Genomic DNA, 25,695 nt, shown 5'->3' with positions numbered 1-25,695 from the left:
TTAAAGCTCCCACTCGGAGTCGAGATCGTCGAGGTCGTCGATGTCTGCCTGGCTCAGCGAGACCAGAGGCAGGTCGGACGGGGTGTGGCCACCCGCCCGGTAGGTGTCGACGCGCCCGGGCAGGGCCCGGAGCGTGGCGACAAGGGTGTCGGCCAGGTCGTCCACGGCACTCTCCTCGAGGAGGGCCGCGGGCCACATGAGGCTGATGTCGAGACGGGGGCCGTCCGCCTCGTCGCGGGTGAGCATGGCGACTTCCAGCGCGTGGGCCACCGGCATGTCCTCGTCCGAGCCACTGCCGAGCAGGTCCTCGGCCGGAGCGGGGGCCCAGTCGCCGGCGGTCGGGGCCGAGAAGCGCCCCAGGTAGTTGAAGCCGATCTGCGGCGCGGCCGGCGTCTTGAGCTCCTGCGCCGACCGCGGGTTGAGATAGCGCAGCAGTCCGTAGCCGATGCCGTGGTCTGGCAGGGCCCGGCGCTGCTCCTTGACCCGCTTGAGGCCTTCGACGAGGGAAGGACTGGTGCGCCAGTTCGCCACCTTGGGGTCCACGCGCACCGGATGCATGCTGGTGAACCAGCCGACGGTCCGGGAGAGGTCGACGCCTTCGCCCAGTTCCTCCCGCCCGTGCCCCTCGACGTCGACGAGCACGGCGGTGCCGTCGCCGGCGCCCCGGCGGCGGCGCCAGTCGGCGGTCGCGAGCGCGAGGGCCGTGAGCAGGACGTCGTCGACGCCGCCGTTGACGGCCGCGGGGACCTTGGTCAGAAGGCTCTCGGTGAGGTCGGCCGGCAGCTCGCGGTGGACGTAGCGCACGGTGCGCGCGAGGTCCCGGGCCGGGTCGACCGGCCGGTCCGTCAGCAGCGGTTCGGGGTCGGCCAGCACACGCCGCCAGACGGGCAGTTCCGCCTCCCGGATCGGTGCCTGCGCCTGTGCGTGGAGCAGCTGCGACCAGCGGCGGACGGACGTGGCACCGTCGGCGGGCTCGGGCTGCCGGCCGGCCGCCAGGGCCTGCGCGGCCGCCGCCAGGTCGGGTAGCAGGATCCTCCAGGACACGCCGTCCACGGCGATGTGGTGGATGACCAGCAGCAGGCGCCCCGGGCGCTCGGCGCCGGCGTCGAACCAGACGGCCTGCAGGATCTTGCCTTCCTCAGGAGCGAGCCGGGCTCGGGCGGCCTCCGCGTGGCGGCCGGGCCAGGCATCACCTTCGGCGGCCAGCTCGACACGGTGCAGGCAGTCGGCGGCCCGGACGGCACCCTTCGGCGGGATCTCCAGCGTCCAGCGCTCGGGGGTGCGGTGCAGGATCGTGCGGAGCGCGTCGTGACGGTCGAGGAGGACCTGCAGGGCGTCGCGCAGCAGCTCTCCGTCGAGCCCGGCGGGCACCTGGACGGTCATCGACTGGTGGAAGCCGTCGATCGGCCCGCCGAGCCCGCGCAGCCATTCCATGACCGGCGTGGGCCGCAGTTCACCGACGGGCTCGTCGGCGACGGCGTCCGGGGCCGCGTCCACGCTGCGGGCGGCGGCGGCCAGGGCCTCGACGGTCTTGAGCTCGAACACCTGCCGCGGGCTGAGGACGAGTCCGGCCTTGCGGGCCCGCCCGACGAGCTGGATGGACATGATGCTGTCCCCGCCAAGGTCGAAGAAGCTGTCGCCGACCCCGACTTCCGGCACGCCGAGCACGTCCGTGAAGAGGGCGCACAGCGCCTCCTCGCGGGGCGTGCGGTGCAGTCGGCCGACCGGGGCGTGCTCGATCTCGGGCCGTGGCAGGGCAGCCCGGTCCACCTTGCCGTTGCGGGTCAGCGGCAGTTCGCCGAGGAGGACGAACGCCACCGGGACCATGTACGGGGGAAGGGCGTCGGCCGCGTGCCGGCGCAGTTCCCCGGCGTCGACGGCCGTTCCCTCGACGGGTACGACGTAGGCGGTGAGCCGCTTGTCGCCGGGCCGGTCCTCGCGGACGACGACGGCGGCGCGGGCGACGGCCGAGTGGCGGCCGAGGACGGCTCCGACCTCGCCCGGCTCGATGCGGAAGCCGCGGATCTTGACCTGATCGTCTGCGCGGCCGACGAACTCCAGCGCCCCTGCCGAGCCCCAGCGAACGAGGTCGCCCGTACGGTACATCCGCGAGCCCGGTACCCCGAAGGGGTTGGCGACGAACCGCTCGGAGGTGGCCGCGGACCGCCCCAGGTAGCCCCGGGCCAGGCCCGCTCCCGCGACGTGCAGTTCACCGACGCTTCCGTGCGGTACGGGGCGCAGCCGCTCGTCCAGGACGTGGACCTGGTGGTTGTCGAGCGGACGGCCGATCGGGACCGACGCCGCGGGCGCGGCGCCGGCCACCATCCGGTGGTGGGTGGCGAACGTGGTCGTCTCGGTCGGCCCGTAGCCGTTGACCACGGCGGTGCCCGGGCAGTGCTCGAGGACCCGGCGGACGGCCTCTGCGGGAACGACGTCACCGCCGGTCCAGACCTCCCGCACACCGGCGAAGAGCTGCGGTCGCTGCTCGGCGGCCAGGTCGAAGAGGCCGGCGGTCAGCCACAGGCGTTCCACGCGCTCGTCGGTGACGACGCGGGCCAGGGCGTCGATGTCGAGGTCGCCCGCCGGGGCCAGCACGAGCCGGCCGCCGAAGAGCAGCGGCACCCACAGCTCGGCCGTGGAGGCATCGAAGGCGTGCGGTGCGTAGACCAGGGTCCTGGCGGGTCCGGTGACGTCCCAGGCGCGGTCGTAGGCCAGGCTCACCACATCGCTGTGCGTGGCGGCCACTCCCTTGGGCTCACCGGTGGAGCCGGAGGTGTACATGACGTACGCCAGCCGGTCGGGGGTGCACGGCAGTCCGAGATCCGCGTACGGCCCCTCGTGCGCCGCGTCGCCGATGACGATCTCGTTGATCCCGGGGCCGCACTCCCGCCCCCGGCCGGCCCGGTCCACCAGGACGACCAGGGCTCCGGTCTCGGCGGCCACGCTCTGCCACCGGCTGCTCGGCGAGTCCGCGTGCAGCGGAACGTACGCGCCGCCGGCCTTGAGGATCGCCAGGATCGCCACGACGAGGTCGGGCGAGCGGTCCGCCAGCAGCAGGACGCAGCTCTCCGGACCGACGCCCTGGGCGACCAGGCGCCGTGCCAGCCGGTTGGCGAGGACGTTCAGCTCCGTGTACATGAGCTGGACCTCGCCGGACACCAGGGCGACGGCGGTGGGCGTCCGCCGGGCCTGCGCCTCGAACAGTGCTGTCAGACCGCGCTCGGGCAGGGCCGTGGAAGCGCCGCTGCCGGGCTGTTCCGCCGCCGTGGCCGGGGACGGGAGCGGCGTGAGCGCTGCGGCCTCTTCTACCGGCGTCAGCGGGTTCTCCGTCATGGTGACGAGCAGTCGCTCCAGCCGGGCCCCGATCGCCGTTACGGTCTCCCGGTCGAGCAGATCGGGCCGGTGGTCCAGACGGAAGCGCAGACGCGGGCCGGGCATGGCCGCCACGGTGAGCGGGTAGTGAGTGGCGTCGTAGCTCTTGGCCCGGGTCACCCGCAGTCCGCCGGCGGCGGGCAGCGCGTCCGGTTCGAAGGGGTAGTTCTCGAAGACCAGGAGCGTGTCGAACAGGTCCCCGGCGCCGGCCTGTCGCTGGATGTCGGCCAGCCCGATGTGCTGGTGCTCCATCAGCAGGGCCTGGCGGCCCTGGAGGGCGCGGCAGGCGTCCAGCAGGGAGTCGGTGCGCCGGTAGGAGAAGCGCACCGGGACGGTGTTGATGAAGAGGCCGACCATCGACTCGACGCCGTCGATCTCGGGCGGCCTTCCCGAGACGGTCGTACCGAAGACCACGTCGTGACTGCCCGCGAGACTGCCCAGGAGCAGGCCCCAAGCGGACTGGATGAGGGTGTTCAGGGTCAGGCCGTGGCGGCGCGCGGTGGCCTCCAGCTCCGACGAGAGCTCTTCGGACAGCTCCAGTTCGACCGTGTGGGGCATAGCGGTGGCCCGCTCGTGCCCGCCCGGGACCAGCAGGGTGGGCGCCTCGAGCCCGGCCAGCGCCACGCGCCAGGCTGCGAGGGCGGGCTCGCGTTCGCGTCCCGCCAGCCAGGCCAGGTAGTTCTTGTACGGGACCGCCCGCGGCAGGGTGCCGCCCTCGTAGAGCCGGAACAGCTCGCCGAGCAGCACCGGCAGGGACCAGCCGTCGAGCAGGATGTGGTGGTTGGTCAGGACCAGGCGGTGGCGCTCGGCCCCCAGCCGCACCAGGGTGCAGCGCAGCAGCGGGGCGTCACCGAGGTCGAACCGCTGCGCCCGGTCCCGCGTGAGCAGGTCCTCGAATGCGCGGTCCTGCTCACTCTCGGACCGCCCGCCGAGGTCGGTCTCCCGCCAGGGGAGCTCCACCTCGTGCGGGATGACCTGCATGGTGCGGTCCAGGCCCTCGTGCCAGAACATCGCGCGCAGGTTGGGGTGCCGGCGCAGCAGGGCTTCCACCCCGGCCCGCAGGGCGGGGGCGTCCAGCGGGCCCTGGAGGTCCAGGACGAGCTGGGTGTTGTAGAGGTCGGGGGCATCCGTGTCGTACGAGGAGTGGAAGTACATGCCTTCCTGCAACGACGTCAGCGGCAGGATGTCGGCCAGCCCGGAACGCTTCACTTCCTATTCCTCCATACGGCTTCAAGCAGGTCGATGTTGGTCTGGTCGAGGGAGACCAGGGAGAGGTCCGATGTGGTCAGACCGCCCGCTTCGGGGGCCGTGCCGTGGGCGACGAGCCCGTCGAGTGCGGCGGCCCAGAGATCGGCGAGTTCGTGCACCTCGGCCTCGGTCAGCAGCCCGTCGGGCCACGACCAGGTGCAGATGAGGCGGGGTCCTTGGCCGTCGTCCCGGGTGAGTGCGTTGAGTTCGAGGACGTGGGCCGCAGGGGTGGCGGCGTCCGTACCGCCGCCGAACGCCCCGTCCTCGGCCACGGGCGCCCAGTCGGTGTCCGCCGCCCCGTTGAAGCGCCCCAGGTAGTTGAAGGCGATCTGCGGGCGCGTTGCCAGGGCCGGCAGGCCGGCGGTGCCGGGGTTGAGGTGACGCAGCAGTCCGTAGCCGATGCCGCGGTCGGGCAGGGCCCTCAGTTGCTCCTTGACCCGCTTGACCGCGCCGCCCACCGCGGGGCCGCCGGCGAGTACCTCGCTCCAGGCGACGGCGCCGGGGTCGAGTCGCGCGGGGTGCATGCTGGTGAACCAGCCGACCGTGCGGGAGAGGTCCGGGCCCTCCGTGAAGGGCTCCCGGCCGTGATCCTCCAGGTCGATCAGGACCGCGCTGTTCCCGCTGCGCCCGGTGGTGCGCCGCCATTCGGCGACGGCGAGCGTGAAGGCGGCAAGCAGGATGTCGTTGACCGTGCCCCGGAAGGTCGACGGCAGGGTCGTCAGCAGCGGTTCGGTGCTCGCCACCGGCATCACCCGGGTGAGGCTGCGAGACGTGGCGTGCGTGTCCCGCCGCGCGTCCAGGGAGCGCTCACCCAGTTCGGGGTCGGGAGTGGCGAGCACCTCGGTCCACAGGGGCAGTTCCGCCAGCCGATGCGGCTCGCGGGCCTCGTCGAGCAGGGTCTGCGCCCAGGTCCGCAGGGTGGTGGTGACCGGGGGCAGTTCGGCCCCCCGGTCCTGCCCGGCGGTGGCCAGGTCGGGCAGCAGGATGCGCCAGGAGACCCCGTCCACCGCGAGGTGGTGGACCATCAGCAGCAGCCGTCCGGGTCGCTCCGGTCCGGCGTCCAGCCAGACGGCCTGGACCATGACGCCGTCTTCGGGGCTCAGCCGGAGCTGGGCGGCCGCGTTCTCGGCGGCCAGCGTGGCTCGCACCTCCTCGTCGGAGAGTCCCGCGACGTCGACCCGTGTCAGGCAGCGCCGCGCGTCCGCGGTTCCCGGCGGCGGCACTTCGAGCGTCCACCGCTCTCCCGAGCGGTCCGTCCGCAGGCGCAGGGCGTCATGGTGGTCGATGAGGGTCTGCAGGGTACGGCCGAGGTGTGCCTCGTCGATGCCCGCGGGGACCTTCACCACCACCGACTGATGGAAGCCGTCGACCGGGCCGCCCCGCTCGCGCAGCCAGTGCACGATGGGCAGCAGGCCGACCTCCCCCGTGCCGACGTCGGGGGCCCGCTCGGGTGCGGACTCCAGAGGCCGTACGACGGAGGCCAGTTCGGCGACCGTCGGGTTCTGGAACACGTCCCGCGGGGTGACCTCCAGACCGGCCCTGCGGGCTCGCCCGACGAGCTGGATGGACATGATGCTGTCGCCGCCGAGGTCGAAGAAGCCGTTGTGCACGCCGACCGAGGGCACTCCCAGCACCTCTGCGAACAGCTCGCACAGGCTCTCTTCGAGCGGTGTCCGGGGCGCCTGCCCGGCTGCCTCCGCCCTGTAGTCGGGGGCGGGCAGGGCACCTCGGTCGATCTTGCCGCTGGACGCCAGGGGGAAGGCGTCGAGGAGGACGACCGCGGCGGGCACCATGTAGTGCGGAAGGCGGCCCGCGAGGTGGCTCCGGAGGTCTGCAGCGGACGCGGAACCGCCGTCCACCAGTTCCGCGTAGGCCACCAGGCGCCGGTCGCCCGGCCGGTCCTCACGGACCGTGGCGACCGCCCGCGCGACGTCGGGATGGTCCGACAGCGCGGCGGCCACCTCCTCCAGTTCGATGCGGAAGCCCCGGATCTTGACCTGGCCGTCAGCCCGGCCGACGTAGTCCATCCGCCCGTCCGGCCTCCAGCGGACCAGGTCGCCGGTGCGGTACATGCGCGCTCCCGGCGCCCCGAAGGGATCGGGCAGGAAGCGCTCCGCCGTCAGGCCGGGACGGTTCAGGTAGCCGCGGGCGGGGCCTGCGCCGCCTACGTAGAGCTCCCCCGTCACCCCGACGGGCACCAGGCGCAGGTGCTCGTCGAGCACGTACGCCCGCACGTTGGGCAGGGGCCGGCCGATCGGCGGGGTGCCGTCCTCGGTCAGGGCGGTGCTCACCGTGGCGCAGACCGTGGCCTCGGTGGGCCCATACGCGTTGAGCAGGCGCACCCGGTGGGACCAGCGACGGACGACGTCCGGCGGGCAGGCTTCGCCACCGGTGAAGATCGTGGTCCCCGGCCCGAAGGCGTCCTCGGGCAGAACCGCGAGCGCCGACGGGGGCAGCAGCGCGTGGGTGATGCCGGCCTCTCGGGCCAGCTCCGCCAGCGGTCGTCCGGGTGCCAGCCTGGCGGCCGGTGCGAGGACCACCGCGCCGCCCGACAGCAGCGGCATGAACAGCTCCATGACCGAGGCGTCGAAACTCAGCGAGGCGAACTGGAGGAACCTGCTGCCGGGACCGACGTCCGCCGAGGCGTTCAGGGCGTGGACGAGGTTCGGGATCCCCGAGTGCGGTACGAGGACCGCCTTGGGACGCCCGGTGGAGCCCGAGGTGTAGATGGCGTAGGCGGTGTTCCGCGTCGTCAGTGGGGCCACCCGGTCGGTCTGGGCCGGGGCGTGACCGGGGCCCTCGGCCAGCTCCGCCGAGACCTCGTGCGCGTCCAGTGCCAGCATCCGTGGGGCGGGAGCCGGCGCGAGCAGAGCGGCGGCCTCCTGCGTGGTCAGGATCACGGCCGGATCGGCGTCGGACAGCATGAATGCGATCCGGTCCGCGGGGTGTTCCGGGTCGATCAGCATGTAGGCGGCACCGGCCTTGAGCACGCCGAGGACGGCTACGGCCAGATCGGTGCTCCGGGGCAGGGCCAGGGCCACGAGAGCCTCCGGTCCCACCCCGCGCCGGATCAGCGCGTGGGCGATCCGGTTGGCCCGCTCCTCGACCTCGGCGTACGAGAGCTCGGTGCCCTCGAAGACGACGGCCGTGGCTCCGGGGGTCCGTGCGGCCTGGAGCTCGAACAACTCCCCCACGCAGCCGTGCGGGACCGGCGGCGTGCCGGTGTTCCCGTACCCCAGGAGTTCCTCCTGCTCGGCTGGGGAGAGCACGGGCGCCTGGCTCAGCCGGGCGAGGGGGTCGGCCGCCATGGCCTCCAGGACCCGTATCCAGCGTTCCGCGAGCCGCTCGACGCTGGAACGGTCGTAGAGGTCCGTGCTGAACTCGACGAAGCCACTGGCGCCGGCGGGCGCACCGGCTCCGTCTTGGCGCTCGGCCATGCCGAAGGACAGGTCGAACTTGGCGACTTCCAGCTCCACCGGTTCCGGAGTGACCGCGATACCGGGGAGGCCGAGGTCGTACGCAGGCACGTTCTGCAGCGCGAGCATGACCTGGACGAGCGGCTGGACCGAGAGCGAACGGTCCGGCTTGAGCGCGTCCACCAGGTGTTCGAAGGGCAGTTCCTGGTGGGAGAAGGCCGCCAGGTCCGTCGCGCGGACCCGGTCCAGGAGTTCGCTGAAGGTCGGGTCGCCCGAGGTGTCGGTGCGCAGCACGAGCGTGTTGACGAAGAAGCCCACCGCGTCGTCGAGCGCCTCGTCACCGCGGCCGGCGACCGGGGTTCCGATCGGCAGGTCGACACCTGCTCCCAGCCGGGTGAGCAGGGCGGCCAGGCCGGCCTGGAGCACCATGAAGAAGCTGGTCCCGCTGTCCCGTGCCAGCTCGTGGAGCGACCGGTGCAAGGTCTCCGGCAGGTCGAAGGCGACCATCGCTCCGCGGTGGCTCGCCACCGCCGGCCGGGGCCGGTCCGTGGGCAGTTCGAGCCGGTCGGGCAGGTCCTGCAGGGCCTCCCGCCAGTAGCCGAGCTGCCGGGCCGCGAGGCTGGACTCGTCGTCGGCGTCGCCCAGGACCGTGCGCTGCCACAGCGTGTAGTCGGCGTACTGGGCCCCGGGCGGCGTCCAGCCGGGTTCCTGCCCCGCGGTCCGGGCCCGGTAGGCGGCGCCCAGGTCGTCGGCCAGCGGTGCGAGGGACCAGCCGTCGCCCGCGATGTGGTGGAGCACGAGGTGCAGGACGTGGGTGTCGCCGTCCAGGCGGAACGTGTCGACGCGCAGCGGCGGTTCGGTGGCGAGGTCGAAGGCGTGCCCCGCAGACGCGGTCAGGGCAGCCGGCAGGTCGGCCTCCGCGACGTCGGCGAGCCGGAAGACCGGCGGCAGGTCCGTCGCCGGCAGCACCTTCTGGTACGGCACCCCGTCGTGTGCTGGGAAAACCGTGCGCAGGGACTCGTGGCGGCCGATCACGTCCTGGACCGCCGCCCGCAGCGCCGGGACGTCCAGATCTCCGCACAGCCGGAGCGCGAGGGAGATGTTGTAGGTCGCACTGGGTCCTTCGAGGTTCTGTACGACCCACAGCCGGCGCTGGGCGTACGAGAGCGGCAGCTCCGCCGGGCGCTCCGCCGGGCGCAGGGCCGGGAGGGCCTGCGGTGTGCCGGCGATGCGGGTGGCCAGTCCGGCCACGGTCGGCGTCTCGAAGAGCGCCCGCATCGGCAGCTCCACGCCCAGAGCCGACCGGACGCGGCCGACCAGGCGGGTGACCAGCAGGGAATGGCCGCCCAGTTCGAAGAAGCTGTCGTGAATGCCGGTCCCGCTGACGCCGAGGACGTCCCGGAAGAGGGTGAGGAGCACCTCCTCCTCGTGGGTGCGGGGGGCCTCGTCCCCGGCTTCGGCGCTCTGTCCGAGGGCGGGGTGGGGCAGCGCCGACTGGTCCAGTTTTCCGTTGGCCGTCATCGGCATGGCGTCCACGGTCACGAAGGCGGCGGGCACCATGTGTTCGGGCAGTCTGCCGGCCAGGTGCCGGCGCAGCTCGCCGGCGCCGGGGGCTTCGTCGTCCCGGTCGGCGACCACATAGGCGACCAGGCGCCGGTCGCCCTCGCCGAACTCCCGCAGCACGACTGCCGCGCGCAGGACGGCCGGGTGCTCGGTGAGCGCCGTCTCGATCTCACCGGGCTCGATCCGGAAGCCCCGGACCTGGACCTGGTGATCGGCGCGGCCGAGGAATTCGAATCCGCCGCCGGGGAGCAGGCGGGCCAGGTCGCCGGTGCGGTACATCCGGGAGCCGGGCGGACCGAACGGGTCGGCGACGAAGCGTTCGGAGGTCACGTCCGGCTTGTTGAGGTAGCCGCGGGACACTCCCGGGCCACTGACGTACATCTCTCCGATGACGCCGGCGGGAAGCGGCTGCAGGGCCTCGTCGAGCAGTCGTACCCGAAGGTCGGGCAGGCCCTCGCCGATCAGGCTGCGCTGGGCGGCGGGGGCCTCCTGCCCGAGGGCGAGGTGGCTGACGTGCACGGTGGTCTCGGTGATGCCGTACATGTTGACCAGGACCGGGGCGTCGTCGGCATGGCGTCCGTACCAGTCCGCGAGCTGCCCCAGGTCCAGCTGTTCGCCGCCGAAGACGACGCGGCGCAGGGTGAGTCGGCTGCCCAGCCCGGGGTTCTCGCGGTCGCTGCGCATCAGCTCGTAGAACGCCGAAGGGGTCTGGTTGAGGATCGTGACCCCCTCCTCGACCAGCAGGGCGAGGAGGTCCGCGGGCGAACGGACGATCTCGCGTGGGATGACGACGAGGCGTCCGCCGTGCAGGAGCGGTCCCCAGATCTCCCAGACGGAGAAGTCGAACGCGTAGGAGTGGCACAGGGGCCAGACGTCCTGCGCGTCGAAACGGAACGAGCTCTCGGTGGTCTCGAACAGGCGGACGACGTTGTGGTGCGGGACCACGACCCCCTTGGGCGTGCCCGTGGAGCCCGAGGTGTAGATGATGTACGCGGCGTTGTCCGGTCGGGCCGGATCGGACGGGTGCGCGGGCCCGAGGTCGCACGGCGCCTGGCCCGCGAGCTCGTCCACCACCGCGGCGTCGTCCAGCACGATCGCCGCGATTCCGTCAGGCAGGGCGTGCGCGACGGCGGAGGTCGTCACCGCGCACAGCGGAACGGCGTCGTCGACCATGAGGGCAAGGCGCTGCGCCGGATAGTCGGGGTCCATCGGCAGGTAAGCGGCTCCGGACTTCAGCACCGCCAGGATCGCCACGATCATCTCGGGCGAGCGCGGCATCAGCAGTGCGACGACCCGCTCGGGGCGGGCGCCCCGGGCCGCAAGGAGCCGGGCCAGCCGGTTGGCCCGCTCGTCGAGCTCGCGGTAGGTCACGGAGACCTCGCCGAACGAGACCGCGACGGCATCCGGGGCCCGCCGGACCTGCGCCTCGAAGAGCTCGGTCAGGGTGCGGCCGGGCGCCGCCGCCCCCGTCTCGGTCGCCGTCGCCGTCGCCGTCGCCAGGAGGAGGTGCTCGGTGTCGGTCAGTACGTCGATGGTCGCGACCCGGCGCGCGGGATCGGCCACGGCCGCCTGCAGGAGGCGCGTGAACCGCTCGGCGACGGACTGGGCCGTCCCGCGCTCGAACAGGTCGGTGCTGTACTCCAGGCCGCCGACAAGCCCGCTCGGCGTGCCGTTGCCCTCGTACCGCTCGGTGAGGTTGAGGAGGAGGTCGAACTTCGCGGCCTGCGCCTCGATGGGCTCGAAACGGCTCGTCGCGCCGGGGAGGCGGAGCGTGTCGTCCTCGTTCCCCTGGAGCGCCAGCATGACCTGGAAGAGCGGGTGGCGGCCCAGGGAGCGCGGCGGCTTGAGGGTCTCCACCAGGTGCTCGAACGGAACGTCCTGGTGGGAATAGGCCGCGAGCGTGCCTTCGCGGACGCGGACGAGCAGGTCCTCGAAGGTCGGGTGTCCGGAGGTGTCGGTTCGCAGCACGAGGGTGTTGACGAAGAATCCGACCAGGTCCTGGAGGTTCTCGTCGCCCCGGCCGGCGACCGGGGTGCCGATCGGTATGTCCGTACCCGCCCCCAGCCTGGTGAGGAGGGCGGCCAGCGCGGCCTGGAGCACCATGAAGACACTGGTGTCGGTCCGGGCGGCGAGGGCCACGAGTTCCTGGTGGAGTTCTCCCGGCAGCCGCAGGGGGACGGTTTCCACCCCGTGGGTCGGCTGTGAGGGGCGCCCGCGGTCGCTCGGCAGCACCAGTTCGTGCGGGAGGCCTTCGAGCTCCTTGCGCCAGAAGTCGGTCTGTCGTGCCGCCAGGCTTGCCTGGTCGTCGATGTCGCCGAGGACGGCCCGCTGCCAGAGGGTGTAGTCGGCATACTGCACGGGCAGTGCCGTCCACTGCGGCGCGCGGCCGGCGGCGCGCGCGGTGTAGGCCTCGGACAGGTCGCGCACGATGGGGCCGAGCGACCAGCCGTCGGCGGCGATGTGGTGGAAGAGGAGCATCAGGACGTGCTCCGAGGGACCCCGGCGCGCCACGGTCGCGCGCAACGGGAGATCGCCGGTCAGCTCGAAGGCGGCGCGGGCCGCTTCTGCGAGTACGGCGGTCGTCGCCGCCCCGGACGCGCGTGTCTCGCCGGTCTCGTCCGTCTCGTCCGTCTCCACTAGACGCACGTCCACCTGGGCCTCGCCGGGAGCCAGGATCCGCTGGTACGGCTCACCCGCCAGGACCGGGTACACGGTGCGCAGGACCTCGTGGCGGTCCACGAGATCACCGAGGGCCGCATGCAGGACAGCGGGGTCGAACGCGCCGGAGATCCGGAAGACGAGGGGCACGTTGTAGGCGGGCGCCGCCTCCTGCACCTCGTTGAGGAACCACAGGCGGTGCTGTGCGTACGACAGCGGGACGAGGTCGGGCCGGGGCCGGGCCACGAGCGCCGGCCGGTCGGCGGGGGCGGCCTCCTGAGGCAGCGCCGCGAGCTGGCCGACGGTGGGCTGGTCGAAGAAGGAGCGCAGTGTGAACTCGAGGCCCAGCTGCGTACGGATCCGGTTGATCAGCCGGATCGCCAGGAGCGAATGGCCGCCCATCTCGAAGAAGTGGTCGTCCACCCCCACGGACGGCAGGCCCAGTTCCTCCGCGAAGAGCACACACAGCGCCTCTTCGCGGGAATTCGACGGCCCGCGCGAGACCCTCGTCGGCCCGAACTCCGGGTTCGGCAGCGCGGCACGGTCCAGTTTGCCGTGGCTCGTGAGCGGCAGGCCGTCGAGCAGTACGAAGGCGGCCGGGACCATGTACGCGGGCAGGATGCCGGCGGCGTGCTCACGCAACCGGTCCTCGTCGGGCGCCTCGGGACCCGACGCCGGTACCACGTACGCGATCAGCCGGTCGTCCCCCGCCCGGTAGCGCCGCACGAGGACGGCGGCCCGGGTCACCCCGGGGTGTCGGGTCAGGGCCTCCTCGATCTCGGCCAGCTCGATGCGGAAGCCGCGCAGCTTGACCTGGTCGTCGGAGCGGCCGACGAACTCCAGCTCCCCGTCGTCGCAGCGGCGGACGAGGTCGCCGGTGCGGTACATCCGGGAGCCCGCCGCGCCGAAGGGGTCGGCGACGAACCGCTCGGCGGTCAGCCCGGCCCGCCCGGCGTAGCCGCGTGCCAGTCCGGCCCCGGCCACGTAGAGCTCACCGGTGGTTCCCGGAGGGACGGGCAGCATCGCGCCGTCGAGGACGTAGAGCCGCATGTTGTCCAACGGCCGGCCGATGGGGACGGCCGCGCCCAGTACCTCGCCCGCCGAGATCGGGTTGCGGGTGGCGAAGACCGTGGTCTCGGTGGGGCCGTAGCCGTTGACGACCGTCAGTTCCGGGTTCTCGCCCAGGGCGGCCCGTACCGCCGCCGGCGAGACCACGTCGCCGCCGGTCCACACCTCCCGGACGCCGCGGAAGCATTCCGGGCTCTGCTCGACCAGCAGGTGGAACAGACCGGCCGTGAGCCAGAGCGCGGTGATGCGCTCGTCGACGATGAGCGCGCGCAGGGTGGGCAGGTCCAGGTCTCCGGCAGGCGCCAGGACGACCTCTCCGCCCGTGAGCAGGGGCACCCAGGCTTCGAGGGTGTAAGCGTCCCACGCGTGCGGTGAGTGCAGCAGGACGCGCGCGGTGGCACCCGTCTCCCACCAGCTGTCGTGGGAGAGCTGCGCGATGTCGAGGTGGGTTATCGCCGCGCCCTTGGGACGGCCGGTGGAGCCTGAGGTGTACATCACGCAGGCCAGCTGGTCGGGGTGGACCACGACTCCGGGGTCGGTCGCGTCCGTGCCGGCCCAGAGGTGGTCCTCGTCCACTACGAGGACGCTCGCCCCGTGCGTGAAACGGTCCTCGCGCAGGGCCCGGTCGGTGAGCAGGACCGGGGCTGCGGTCTCCTCCATGATCACTTCCCGCCGGGCGGCCGGGTAGCTCGGATGGATGGGTACGTACGTCCCGCCGGCCTTGAGCACGGCGAGCGTGGCGACGACGAGGTCGGCCGAGCGCTCCATGAGCACCGCTACGGGTGTCTCGGCTCGTACTCCCATCGTCAGGAGCTGCCGTGCCAGACGGTTGGCGCGCGTGTCCAGCTCCCGGTAGCTGAGCCGCTCCTCCCGGGAGCGCAGCGCCGGCGCGTCCGGACGTGCGGCCACGAACTCGGCGAACCGTTCGACGATGGTCCGGGCGTGGCCCGCCGTATCCCGGCTCGTCGTGTTGTCAGCGACCAGGACCTGCTCGCGTTCCCGTTCGTCGAGCAGGCCGATGCGACCGACGCGGCCGCTCGGGTCGGCCGCCATGGCGTGCAGTACGGCGAGGAAGCGGCGACGGTGGGTCTCGACCTCGTCGGCCGTGTACATCTCCGGGTTTGCATCGAAGTCGATCCGTATGCCCCGGCCGTCCATGCGGTCGTGCACGACCACGGAGAGGTCGGGAACGGGCCCGGTGGAGAGGTTGTGCGCGACCGACGTGCAGTCGCCGAAGCGGAGGTCGTAGCCGAACCGCATCACGTTGATGATCGTGCCGAACAGCCGACGGCCGTCACCGACCTGCTTGAGGTCGCGCCGGAGGTCCTCGTAGCGGTAGCGCTGATGGGCCATCACCTGACGGACTTCCGCGGACACCGCGGCGACCAGCTCGGCGACCGTGTCCTGCGGCCGTACCGTCAGACGGAACGGCATGATGTTCGAGGCCATGCCGGGAATGGCTCGCGCGGAATCGCTCACCCGCCCCGTCACCGGGAGCCCCAGGACGACGTCGGTCGCCCCGGTCACCCGGTGCATATAGGCCGCCGTTGCCGCGATCACCAGCCTGGGCCAGCTCGCACCGATCCCGCGTGCCGCGTCACCCAGGGCCTCCACGGCTGCCGCGTCGAGATGCGCACTTCGCCTGATGAACGTGGACGCCGTGACCGCCGGCCCCTCGGCCAGCACCGGCACCTCGGGCAGGTCGCCGACGCGGTCCAGCCAGAACTCCCGGTCCGCCTCGTGCTCCCCGGAGCCACGGTAGTCCCGGTCCTCGTCGAGCAGCAGCCGGAGCGGGCCGAACTCCCCGTCTTCGTAGGGAGTTCCGGCAACCAGCGCGGTGTACACCTCGGCGACCCGGCGCACGATCAGGGAGAGACCGAAGCCGTCGATCATCACGTGGTGGATGCGCTGGTACCACAGGACCCGGTCCGGAGCCGCCCTGAACAGGACCTGCGTGAAAGCGGCTTCACTCTCGAGGTCCATGGGGCAGGAAAGGTCCGCGCGCATCCACTGCTCCGCGGCGAGCGCCGGGTCGGCCTCCTCGCTGACGTCTATGTGCCGGAGCGTCAGGACCGTGTCGGGCCGAACCGCCTGCCCCACCGCACCGGAGCCGGTGACCACGCGCGCCCGCATCGTCTCCGCCTCCCCGATGACGGCCCGAAGCGCCTTCTCGAAGAGTTCGGTGTCGAATTCGCCCCGGATCTCGAGGTACTCGCCCCACGTGAAGATGGGGTTGTCGGGATCCAGCTGCTGGGCGAACCACATGCCGGACTGGGCAGCGGACAACGGCCAGTGGCCGTCCACGGGGGCAGACACGGTAGATCGCCTTCCGGTCGTACGTGAGGTCAACTAAGGGACGGAGAAGTGGAGTCGTAGAACTGCGAGGGCTTCAGCAGGAGGTCAGTCGACGAGGTGCAGCCATCGGTGGGAATCCGGCCGACGGCCGTACTGAATTCCCTGGAGCGCCTCGGACAGTGCGGTGGCGACCGGACCGACGGACCCGTCTCCGATCTGCCAGGAGGCGCCGGCCGAGCGGACCTGTCCGACGGCCCTGACGCCTGCGGCGGTGCCGGAGGCGAAGACTTCGGTGATCCGCCCGCTCCGGCAGTCGTCCTGCCACTCGCCGACCGACACACGGTCTTCCAGGACGCTCATTCCCATGTCCCGGGCCAGGACGGTCAGGGAATCCCGGGTCACCCCGGGCAGCAGACTTCCCGACAGCGGCGGGGTGACGAGCTCGTGGGACTCCCCTGACTTTCGGACGAAGAAGAGGTTCGTGGCACCGAGTTCCTCGACCCACCGAAGCTCGGCGGGGTCCAGCCACACCACTTGATCGCATCCGTTTTCCTGAGCCAGGGACTGGGCACGAAGGGCCCCCGCGTAGTTGCCGGCGCACTTGACGTTTCCGGTTCCCCCGGCGGCGGCGCGGGGGTGGTCCTCGTTCACCCACACCTTCAAGGGCCGGGGCTCGGAGCCGAAGAGCCCGTCGGTGACGAAGGCGATGAGGAGGAACTGGTACGCGCGGGCCGGACGTACGGCCAGGTCCGGCTCGCTGGCGAACATGAGCGGACGCAGATAGAGACTGGCCGAAGATTCAGCGGGAACGAAATCCCGGTCCTGACGCACCAGCTCGTCGAGCGCGTCGAGGAACATCTCATCGGGGATCTCCGGCATCATCATGCGGCGCGCCGACGCACGGAATCGACGAGCGTGATCCTCGGGACGGAACACGGCCAGTCCGCCGTCGGATCGGCGGAATGCCTTGAGCCCTTCGAAGATGACCTGGCCGTAGTGCAGGCCGACCATCGCCGGACTCATGGGTATCGAGGCATGAGGCAACAGCTTCAGGGATTCCCAACCACTCCCCTCGCGCCAGTTCGCCATGACCATGTGATCCGTGAACGCCGAACCGAACGGATAGCCGACAGGAGACGGCAATGCCCCAACCCCTTACTGGACGAATGATTGACCTATTGGCCGAGAACAGGCCGACGGGTGGGGTACCGCATCATCGGGAAAGCACCCACCGGGCAAGATCGTCCAGAATCTAACCCGCTGCACACAATCAGGCCAGCATGGCCGAACACTCTGTCACTAATCTTCCCGACAATACGAACATTCACGTTTTTTCGGTCGCAAGATACGTCGGATAAGGGGCAAATCGACCACTCTCTCGCAGCGGAAGTGGTCGACGAATGAAATTGACAGGAGCCGCCGGACAGGCTTCTCTATATCCCCGTCGGCAGGTCCGGCTCCCGCAACAGCGGGTCGGTTGAGGTGCATCACCGGCCGCCGGCACCGGGCCGGGACTCGGCAAGTACGCCCACCGGAGCACACGAGGATCGAATGGCTGTAATATCCGCCAACGGAATTGATCTCAGCTACACGGAATCCGGATCCGGGGACCCTGTCCTGTTGGTGATGGGCACGGGCGCCCGCGGTCACGTATGGAATCTCCACCAGGTTCCGGCCCTGCATGCGGCCGGATATCGGACCATCACCTTCGACAATCGCGGAATATCTCCTTCTTCGACACCCGATCGATTCACTCTCGACGATATGGTCGGGGACACTGTGGCGCTCATCGAAAAGCTGGATCTGGCACCTTGCCGGATGGTCGGCGTATCGCTCGGGGCGTTCATCACACAGGAACTCCTCACCACCCACTCGGAATGGGTTGAGCAGGCCGTCCTGATCGCCACGCGCGGTCGCACCGATGTGCTGCGAGCGGCGATGTCGGAGGCGGATCTCGCCGCGTGCGAAGCGCACACCCGCCCGTCGAAACAGGATGCGGTCAGCCGGGTCCTGCAGAACCTCTCGCCCCGCACGCAGGACAACGACGTTCTGGTCAAGGACTGGCTGGACCTCTTCGAGATGTCACCGCAGTACCACCCGGACGCGCGGGCCCAGTTGGCCCTGGACAGGATCCCGGACCGCCGTTCCGCATACGCGGGCATCCGGACCCCCACGCTCGTGATGTCCTTCCGCGATGACGTCATCTGCCCGCCCCACCTCGGGCGGGAGGTAGCCGACGCCATCCCCGGAAGCCAGTACACGGAGGTGGCGGACAGCGGACATCTGGGCTATCTGGAGCAACCCGGGGAGGTCAATTCCCGGATGGTGAAGTTCTTTTCCGCCCATCGACGACGATGACTTTCGGTTCTGCCACCTTCGGCACCGCGCGCTTAGGGGAACGAGTGAACATTTACATATCAGGACGCGGATTCTTCGCGGTGGAGGTGGCGGAGGCCCTGGTGGACGCCGGCCACGAGGTGGTCGGCGTCGCCTCTCCGGCGCTCCGTGACGGGCACTCCGACGAGAGCAGCGCCCTGTCATGGGACCGACTCCGCTCGTGGGCCTTTCCCCGGGACGTTCCCTGGACGGATTCGAAGGCCCTGCGGGCCCGTCACGTGCCCGAATCGGTCGACGTCATTCTCGCCGCCCATTCCCACGCGTTCATCGGCCGCGAGACGCGGGCCCGGGCCAAGGTGGCCGCCATCGGATACCACCCCAGCCTGCTGCCCCTGCACCGCGGCCGGGACGCGATCCGCTGGACCATCCGCGACGGCGACAAAGCGGCCGGTGGAACCGTCTACCACCTCACGGAACGCACCGACGGCGGCCCGATCGCCGCCCAGGAACACGTCCTCGTCCCTCCCGGCTCCACCGCCCGGAGCCTGTGGCGCGAACAACTGGCCCCTCTCGGTGTGCACCTGCTCCTGCGCGTGGTGAACGACCTAGCACAGGGCCGTCGGGTCGAAGTGCCACAGGACGACGAACTCGCCACCTGGGAACCCGCCATGGACTCCGCCCCGCTGTTCAAGCCCGAACTCATCGCGTTGCCCGGCAGCACTCCGGACGCCGTCGTCAGCGACAGCTGGGCCCTGCGCACGGGGTGATCCCGATTCCTCTCAGGGGAATGAATACCGGACGACGAAAACTGGCTGAATCCCATCGCCGGTCGACATCCTCGTAGAACCGGCCGTACTCACCCAATAGGCTTGCACCATGGCAGAGTTGATTTACGCAATGCGCAACGTTCGCAAGGCGCACGGCGACAAGGTAATTCTCGACAACGCGACGCTCTCCTTTCTCCCGGGAGCGAAGATCGGTGTGGTCGGCCCCAACGGGGCCGGCAAGTCCACCGTCCTCAAGATCATGGCCGGCTTGGAGCAGCCGTCCAACGGCGACGCCTACCTCACCTCCGGCTTCACCGTCGGCATCCTCATGCAGGAGCCCAAGCTCGACGAGTCGAAGACGGTCCTGGAGAACGTCCAGGACGGCGCCGCCGACATCATGAAGAAGGTTCGGCGGTACAACGAGGTCGCCGAGCAGATGGGCGTCGAGTACACCGAAGCCCTCATGGACGAGATGGGCAAGCTCCAGGACGACCTGGACCACTCCAACGCCTGGGATCTCGACGCCCAGCTGGAGCAGGCCATGGACGCCCTGGGCTGCCCGCCCGGCGACTGGCCCGTCACCAACCTCTCCGGTGGTGAGAAGCGCCGCGTCGCGCTCTGCAAGCTGCTGATCGAGGCCCCGGACCTGCTCCTCCTCGACGAGCCCACCAACCACCTCGACGCCGAGTCGGTGAACTGGCTGGAGCAGCACCTTTCGCAGTACAAGGGTGCCGTCGTCGCCGTCACGCACGACCGCTACTTCCTGAACAACGTCGCCGAGTGGATCCTCGAGCTCGACCGCGGCCGCGCCATCTCCTACGAGGGCAACTACTCCACCTACCTGGAGAAGAAGGCCACGCGTCTCAAGGTCGAGGGCCGCAAGGACGAGAAGCGCCAGAAGCGCCTCAAGGAAGAGCTGGAGTGGGTGCGGTCGAACGCCAAGGGGCGCCAGACCAAGTCCAAGGCCCGCCTCGCCCGCTACGAGGAGATGGCCGCCGAGGCGGACAAGATGCGCAAGCTCGACTTCGAGGAGATCCAGATCCCGCCGGGCCCGCGCCTGGGCTCGATCGTGGTCGAGGTCAACAACCTCTCCAAGGCCTTCGGCGACAAGGTCCTCGTCGACGACCTGTCCTTCACGCTGCCGCGCAACGGCATCGTGGGCATCATCGGCCCCAACGGCGCCGGCAAGACCACGCTCTTCAAGATGATCCAGGGCCTGGAGAAGCCGGACTCCGGCTCCGTCAAGATCGGCGACACCGTCAAGATCTCGTACGTCGACCAGAGCCGCGCCAACATCGACCCCAAGAAGACCCTCTGGGCCGTCGTGTCGGACGAGCTGGACTACATCAACGTCGGCCAGGTCGAGATGCCGTCCCGCGCCTACGTCAGCGCCTTCGGCTTCAAGGGCCCGGACCAGCAGAAGCCGGCCGGGGTCCTGTCCGGTGGTGAGCGCAACCGCCTGAACCTGGCGCTGACGCTCAAGGAGGGCGGCAACCTGCTGCTCCTCGACGAACCCACCAACGACCTCGACGTCGAGACCCTGTCCTCGCTCGAGAACGCGCTCCTCGAATTCCCCGGTGCGGCCGTGGTCATCTCCCACGACCGCTGGTTCCTGGACCGAGTCGCCACGCACATCCTGGCGTACGAGGGCGAGTCCAAGTGGTACTGGTTCGAGGGCAACTTCGAGTCGTACGAGAAGAACAAGGTCGAGCGCCTCGGTGCGGACGCGACCCGTCCGCACCGTGCCACCTACAAGAAGCTCACCCGCGACTAGGCTCTGAAATGTCCACCTGACACGAAGAATCCGAGCCCCGTATCTCATCTGCGGGGCTCGGTTCGTCTGGTGCCGCGCTGGTGGGTCCATCACAGAAAGGACCCCTGGTTGTCCAGGATCATCGAATTGGCCGAGCGAATCATCTACCGGGCGAAGCTCAAGTTCTTGGAAGAAGCTGCCCTGGCCCGCCTCACCCACGTCGAAGGTCTTGCCCTGGAAGCCCTTTGCCCGCCCTCTCAGGTGATACAAGTCGTCTGCTACAGCGGGCGGCACCTCGGAAGAGTGCGCCAACAGCAGGAAGAGGGCTGGTTCGCTCTGATGAAGGGCACAGCTCATTCGACGGGTCCCTACGACGATGCCCTGTCGGCGGCGGAATCCCTCTACGTACAGTGCATCCTGACGGCTCCGCATGAGATGCCGCGGGAGAACTGAGGCCCGCCCGCCCCAGGCTGCTCAGACGTCCCCGAGCATCAGTGCCGCGTACGCCGCCGAGGCCAGCGTCATGTGGCGGTGCCAGCCCTCGTAGGACCGCCCTTCGAAATCGCGCAGCCCGACCTTCGCGCCGGTCCGTACGCTGTCGTGGTCGACCGACTGGGCGATGACGGTGAGCCGGTGCAGGTCGGTGGGGGCCGCCCACGGCTTCGTAGTGACCCAGAACTCCACCGCGTCGGGCTTTCGCTTCGGCCATTGCGCGAAGAGAGTCAGCCCCTGCCCCTCAGCGCCTGCGCCTCCGCCTGGCTGAACCGGTGACCCGTCCGGTGCCCGGCCCGCCGGCGGCAGAGCCACGCGCGCGGTGGCCGTCCGCATGCCCGGAGCCGGTTCCGCGTCGGAGAGCCAGGGAGCCTGACGGGCGGCCAGGATGCGTTCGGCCGGCAGCGTGACGGCCTCACTGAACCGCCCCGAAGGCGTGAACGGCCGGAACACCGCGTCAGGCGTGAGCCGCACCACGGCCTGCATCCGCTCCACGGGCAGCAGTCGCAGCAGACCCGCCACGTCGCGCACGGGGCTGTCCCACACCAGGGGTGCCCCGGGCAGCGCCGGAAGGGGCGCGTCTTCGTCCAGCTGTTCCGTGATGGGGTGCCGGCCGGCCCGGGAATTCGGAGTGGCCCTGATGGTGCCCGGGCTCAGACTCCAGTCGACCGGGGTGTTCAGCTCTCGCCCGGCGTACCAGAGGCCGTGCGCCCGCTGACCGCTCTCCACCCGGCCGCTCTCGGGCACGAAGCGCCGGTGCACCCCGACGGAGCTGGTACCCGTCTTGGGGATGAGCATGCGTCGCACCACCCAGGCCTCAGGCTGGGCACGGTCCGTCAGATGCCGCGCCAGGGCTCGCCTGACGAGCTTCCAGCTCCACGGTGCGTTGCAGATGAAGTGGTGCAGCCTCTGGGCGGCGCTCTCGTCACCGAGGGAACGCGCGATGTTCTGGATGGACTTGCGTCCGGAAGCGGTGAGCAGCCCTCGCAGGTACTGCTGGCCCTTCACGTGGTGGTCGGCTCTACGGAAGGAGGAGAACAGCTCCGCGCAGAGAGCCTCGATCACTTCTTCAGACGGGGTGGTCGCCTGGGTGTGCCGGGCTTCGGCGTGGAGCGCGGACATGGTTCCCCCTGTGAGCTGGTCCGTAGCTGACCAGTCAATAATACAGAACGCTCTCTATGTTTTGCGGGGAGGGGGGCCACCGGCAGGCGACCAGCGGGCGGCGGGCCCCACGGGGGCTCGCCTCAAGCAGTACCGGCGGGCAGAAGCTCTGCGTCGTTCGGCCGGGCGACCCCGTACATGCCGGCCAGCACCTGCCACGCCAGGGTGAGCTGCTGCCGCAGGCTGTGACCAAGCGACGTCCCACTGACCAGCGGGTACGTGTGAGCCGCCGCCTCCACTCCCGCGACGAGCAGAGCGACCAGGACCTCGAAGTCCTTCGGGTCGGCTCCGAGCGCCCCCTCGGCCGCGGCACGGGAGAGGATCTCCCGGAGGGTGGGGATCCACACCGCGTTCCAATCCCCGGAGGTACTCGCACCGTCCCGGGCGAGGCGGGCTGCCGCCCGGACACCGACCTCCTCCTCCAGCAGCTTCGCCAGCGTGTGCGTCAGGTCGATCGCCGCCTGTAGCGGGGGAACGCGTTCCTTGTGGAGATCCCGTAGCGCCGCGTTCGTCTTGGCCGTACCCCAGGCCTGGACCACAGCCGCGAGTTCGTCCTTGGCTGCGAAGTGAAAGGTCAGCGCGCCCATGGAGACCCCGGCCGCGCGGCTGACCCGGGACAGCGAGGTGCCCGCATAGCCGTGCTTGTCGAATTCCGCCGAGGCCGCGGCAATGAGGGCACGCCGCGTCAGCTCAGCCCTGTCTTGCCTTGCCACAGACCGGAAGGTACCCACGGGACAGTCCGGGTGGAAGGAAAACTGGGATTTCGTGAAGACTTTGGCAGTATCTCGGTGCTACGCATCGGCGAGGGCGTCGAGATGCGCCCGGTACCAGGGGGCCGAGTCGGCCAGCCGGGCCAGCGGGCCGGGCCCGGCAGGGCATTCCGCGAGCCGCCAGATCGCTTCGCTGCGATACCAGTGGTCGGTGGCGAGCAGGGCGAACTGCCGCTCGCTCATCCTTCCCGGCGTCTCTCGCAGGCGGCCCAGACACTGCTCCCACGTCCATTCCCGGGAAACGGGCGGCAATACGCCCAACACAGTGAGCTCCGCCAGCAGTTCCGCACTGTGCACCGGCACCGGATGGCTCGCGTGGTAGATGCCGGAGGCGACGGCTCGGGGCGCGCGCGCCAGTGCGGCGATCAGCCGGGCCAGGTCGGCGACGTCCACGACGGACAGCCGTGCGGGCCCGTCGCCCCACCGGCCCGGTACCCGTTGCCGGAGTTCGGCCAGCGCCGGCACCACCCACCGGTCGCCGGCCCCAAGGATCAGCCCGGGGCGCAGGACCACGCCGTCGGCCGCGAGGGCGTACGCCTCCCCGACCAGCCGGGTCCGGCTGGCCTGCGACACGGGCGCGGGGACGATCTCGTTCTCTCGGATGCCGTCGTGCGGCCCGGGACCGTAGACGGCCGAGGTGGAGAGGTGGACGATGCGCCCGACTCCCACCCGCAGCGCCTCGCGCATCAGTGTCCGTGTGCCGTGGACGTTGACGGCCTCGCACTGGGCCTCGCTTCCGTCGATGCGCGATGCGAGGTGGACCACCGCGTCCACCCCCTCGACCACACCGTCCAGGGAAGCCGGGTCCGTGACATCCACGGAGGCCCACTCCGTGCCCGACGGATCCGGGGCCCTGCGTGCCGGGGTGCGAGTCAGAGCCCGTACGACGACGCCGCGCCCGTCCTCGGCCACGGAACCGTGCAGTGCGCGGAGGACCGCCGTACCGACGAATCCGGTCGCCCCCGTCAGCAGGATGCGGTACGGCGTCACGCCGGCCCCACGGCCTCGCCACGCGCAGCCCCGTCGCCCGTCGCGTCGACGCCCTCCCGGACGATGATCAGCTCGGCGAGCGCCTGGGGCGTGGCGACGCCAGGCAGCAGATAGCGCCACATCAGAGCGATCTGCTCGGGCAGGTCCGCGTGCCCCGTGGAGATCTTGGACATGACCTGAGTGCCGGTGAACGAGGCCACGAGGACCCGGGCGAACTGCCCCTCCTCCACGTCCGGAAGCAACTGGCCCATCTCGCGCGCAGTGCGGAGTTCCGCTGCGAACTGGTCGACCCAGTACTCATAGACGGCGAACTCCCGCAGCCCCGACTCGCCCTGCTCGACCGCGAGCTTGACCCCGGCGCGCAGCAGGATGTTGTTCTGCAGCTCAGTCGCCAGGTACATGGTCATGTCCAGCAGCTGCTGGAGTCCCGCCTCGCCGTCGGGGAAGGCCAGGTCGGCCGCCTGCTCCAGGACCACGGCGCGGGCCAGGCCCTCCTTGGACTTGAAGTGGAAGTAGAGCGCGCCCGCGGTGGTGCCCGCACGCTCGAGGATGCTGTTGATCCCCGCTCCGGAGTATCCACACTCATCGAACACTTGTGCGGCTGCACGCAAGATCGTCTCGCGTGTACTTACTGCCCGTTCTTGCTGCGGACGCGCCATGGGAGTGTGATCCTCAACTCGGTCGACAAATAAACAGAACGCCCTTTATGTTAGCCATGCTGCCTCAAGCTTGCTGCCTGACCAGGGAAGATCTCATATGCTGTCGCACCTGACTGCCACACTCGACCGTCCGCTGCCCCTCGCAGTGCCTCAGGCGTACACGCACAAATCGAACCCCGGAGAAGTGCTCCTCACCACCTGGTGGCAGACGGGCGCCGACGCCTTCACGATAACCGCGCGCTGGCCCGCCTCCCACAGCTTCTACCGCGACCGGAACGGGCTGCACGACCCTCTCCTGCTGAGCGAGACGATCCGCCAGACGCTGCCCTTCCTGTCCCACGCCGCCTACGAGGTGCCCCTCGGCCACCAGCTGCTCTGGCAGTCCTTCGCCTGGGAGCTCAACCCCACGGCACTGCGGGCCGAGGGATCGGACGCCGCGATCGAGCTGCGGATCGTCTGCCCCGAGGTCACGTACCGCAAGAACCGCGCCGCCGCGATCGCCATGGAGGTGGAGGCCCTGCGCGACGGCATTCTGCTGGGCACCGCACGGACCCGGTTCACCATCCAGGACCCCACCGTCTACCAGCGCCTGCGCGGCCCGTACGGCGACATGGTCGCGGCCAACGCCCGCGCCCTCTCCCCTGCCCGCCCGATGGCCCCGCACCGGGTCGGCCGCGAGAGCGACCGGGACGTGGCGCTCTCCCCGACCGACAGCACCGGTTGCTGGGAACTGCGCGCCGACACCGGCCACCCCATCCTTTTCGACCACCCCGTGGACCACGCCCCCGGCATGCTGCTGATCGAAGCCGTACGCCAGGCCGCACAGGCGGTGAAGTCGCCCCGCCCCGTCGTACCCGTCGCCATGGACCTGGCCTTCGCCCGCTACGCCGAACTCGACGCGCCCTGCCGTCTCCACGCCGAGCCGCTCTCCACTGACACCCTGCGCATCCGCGCGGAACAGAACGGCGCCCTCGTCTTCACTGCCGACGTAACCGTCGCCACCGCCCGCCACTGACCCTGAGGCCGAGGCCGGCCCTGACCGACAACCAGGCCCCGCGGGGCAGGGCATCCGCTACTCACCACTAGACCTGCAGGTCAGGCGCCCTTCGCGGCCGCGTCAAGGATCACCACGCACTCCACGTGGTG

At 70.6% G+C, this 25,695-nt stretch carries 12 protein-coding genes; 5 read left to right on the top strand and 7 right to left on the bottom strand.

The window, feature by feature from the left end; translation table 11 throughout:
• The 3 genes from ACZ60J_RS27555 to ACZ60J_RS27545 form a co-directional block, all read right to left on the bottom strand.
• Positions 1–4,581: an amino acid adenylation domain-containing protein gene (locus tag ACZ60J_RS27555; protein WP_469685869.1), complete on the bottom strand. Its 4,581-nt coding sequence runs from the start codon at positions 4,579–4,581 to the stop codon at positions 1–3.
• On the bottom strand, positions 4,578–15,641 hold the full coding sequence (locus tag ACZ60J_RS27550) for an amino acid adenylation domain-containing protein (RefSeq protein WP_469685868.1): 11,064 nt from the start codon (positions 15,639–15,641) through the stop codon (positions 4,578–4,580). The genes ACZ60J_RS27555 and ACZ60J_RS27550 overlap by 4 nt, the downstream gene beginning before the upstream one ends.
• 84 nt (positions 15,642–15,725) lie before the next feature.
• Positions 15,726–16,763 (bottom strand): branched-chain amino acid aminotransferase, encoded by a 1,038-nt coding sequence (locus tag ACZ60J_RS27545; RefSeq protein ID WP_469685866.1) that lies wholly within the window; start codon positions 16,761–16,763, stop codon positions 15,726–15,728.
• A gap of 408 nt (positions 16,764–17,171) precedes the next feature.
• Between ACZ60J_RS27545 and ACZ60J_RS27540 the strand changes: the two genes are divergently transcribed.
• The 4 genes from ACZ60J_RS27540 to ACZ60J_RS27525 all read left to right on the top strand — a co-directional run bounded on the left by ACZ60J_RS27540 (position 17,172) and on the right by ACZ60J_RS27525 (position 20,930).
• Positions 17,172–17,978 carry an alpha/beta fold hydrolase gene (locus tag ACZ60J_RS27540; protein WP_469685864.1) on the top strand — a complete coding sequence of 269 codons (807 nt, stop codon included), beginning with the start codon at positions 17,172–17,174 and terminating at the stop codon, positions 17,976–17,978.
• A 44-nt stretch (positions 17,979–18,022) separates the two neighbouring features.
• A complete protein-coding gene (locus ACZ60J_RS27535; RefSeq protein WP_469685862.1) occupies positions 18,023–18,724 on the top strand; it encodes a formyltransferase family protein in 702 nt (233 codons plus the stop codon).
• A gap of 109 nt (positions 18,725–18,833) precedes the next feature.
• Positions 18,834–20,498 carry an energy-dependent translational throttle protein EttA gene (gene ettA / locus ACZ60J_RS27530; protein WP_469685861.1) on the top strand — a complete coding sequence of 555 codons (1,665 nt, stop codon included), beginning with the start codon at positions 18,834–18,836 and terminating at the stop codon, positions 20,496–20,498.
• Positions 20,499–20,606: 108 nt separating this feature from the next.
• Positions 20,607–20,930 (top strand): hypothetical protein, encoded by a 324-nt coding sequence (locus ACZ60J_RS27525; protein WP_469685859.1) that lies wholly within the window; start codon positions 20,607–20,609, stop codon positions 20,928–20,930.
• 21 nt (positions 20,931–20,951) lie between these two features.
• Here the strand turns inward: ACZ60J_RS27525 and ACZ60J_RS27520 are convergent, their stop codons facing one another.
• The 4 genes from ACZ60J_RS27520 to ACZ60J_RS27505 form a co-directional block, all read right to left on the bottom strand.
• The gene (locus ACZ60J_RS27520; protein ID WP_469685857.1) at positions 20,952–22,091 is read right to left on the bottom strand and encodes an IS701 family transposase; all 1,140 of its coding nucleotides are present in this window, start codon (positions 22,089–22,091) and stop codon (positions 20,952–20,954) included.
• Between the two features lie 122 nt (positions 22,092–22,213).
• Positions 22,214–22,843, bottom strand: coding sequence for a TetR family transcriptional regulator (locus ACZ60J_RS27515; protein WP_469685855.1), 630 nt, complete (start codon positions 22,841–22,843; stop codon positions 22,214–22,216).
• Between the two features lie 78 nt (positions 22,844–22,921).
• Positions 22,922–23,890, bottom strand: a complete 969-nt coding sequence (locus ACZ60J_RS27510) for an NAD-dependent epimerase/dehydratase family protein (protein ID WP_469685853.1) — start codon at positions 23,888–23,890, stop codon at positions 22,922–22,924.
• Positions 23,887–24,549 (bottom strand): ScbR family autoregulator-binding transcription factor, encoded by a 663-nt coding sequence (locus tag ACZ60J_RS27505; RefSeq protein ID WP_469685851.1) that lies wholly within the window; start codon positions 24,547–24,549, stop codon positions 23,887–23,889. Before ACZ60J_RS27505 ends, ACZ60J_RS27510 begins: the two co-directional genes overlap by 4 nt.
• Before the next feature lie 97 nt (positions 24,550–24,646).
• Between ACZ60J_RS27505 and ACZ60J_RS27500 the strand changes: the two genes are divergently transcribed.
• Positions 24,647–25,564, top strand: coding sequence for a ScbA/BarX family gamma-butyrolactone biosynthesis protein (locus tag ACZ60J_RS27500; RefSeq protein WP_469685849.1), 918 nt, complete (start codon positions 24,647–24,649; stop codon positions 25,562–25,564).
• Positions 25,565–25,695: the final 131 nt, after the last annotated feature.

Source organism: Streptomyces sp. NPDC104226 (assembly GCF_055584085.1).
This window is presented reverse-complemented; position numbering and strand designations above follow the sequence as displayed.

Excerpts from the sequence above, each read along its gene's own strand:
- ACZ60J_RS27540 (WP_469685864.1), top strand. The coding sequence starts at position 17,172 with ATGGCTGTAATATCCGCCAACGGAATTGATCTCAGCTACACGGAATCC.
- ettA (WP_469685861.1), top strand. The coding sequence starts at position 18,834 with ATGGCAGAGTTGATTTACGCAATGCGCAACGTTCGCAAGGCGCACGGC.
- ACZ60J_RS27520 (WP_469685857.1), bottom strand. The coding sequence starts at position 22,091 with ATGTCCGCGCTCCACGCCGAAGCCCGGCACACCCAGGCGACCACCCCG.
- ACZ60J_RS27505 (WP_469685851.1), bottom strand. The coding sequence starts at position 24,549 with ATGGCGCGTCCGCAGCAAGAACGGGCAGTAAGTACACGCGAGACGATC.
- ACZ60J_RS27500 (WP_469685849.1), top strand. The coding sequence starts at position 24,647 with ATGCTGTCGCACCTGACTGCCACACTCGACCGTCCGCTGCCCCTCGCA.